The organism is Paraburkholderia sp. SIMBA_027 (genome assembly GCF_046535315.1).
In the GTDB taxonomy this organism is placed as follows: Bacteria; Pseudomonadota; Gammaproteobacteria; order Burkholderiales; family Burkholderiaceae; genus Paraburkholderia; species Paraburkholderia tropica.
The window spans coordinates 1-270 of the sequence record NZ_JAWRWY010000628.1 but is presented as its reverse complement, the minus strand read 5'-3'; the positions used below and the strand labels follow the sequence as shown (position 1 = coordinate 270).

Sequence of the window (270 nt, the reverse complement as noted above, 5' to 3'; positions counted from 1 at the left end):
AAGAATTTTTATCTGAAATGAGTCAGTATGGTTTAAAAAAGAGAACGATGCTTCCATCATATGGACTTGCTGAGGCCTGTCTTGGTGTAGCTTCACCTAATCCATCTGAAGGAAAAATAATAGAGTGGGTCATTGATAGAAGAAAAATGAATATTGGTGATACCGTAGCTGTAATGGACAATGAAGAAAGTCGTTTTGCTACAGTTTTTATTGATGTGGGTTCCCCTATTAAACATACAGACGTGAGAATCACAGATAAAGAAAGAAATG

The 270-nt window shown here is 35.9% G+C and carries 1 protein-coding gene; it reads left to right on the top strand.

Annotated elements, in window-relative coordinates; translation table 11 throughout:
* Positions 1-270 (top strand): hypothetical protein (locus tag SB764_RS40515; RefSeq protein ID WP_410866829.1); only part of this gene is annotated, 270 nt, incomplete at both ends.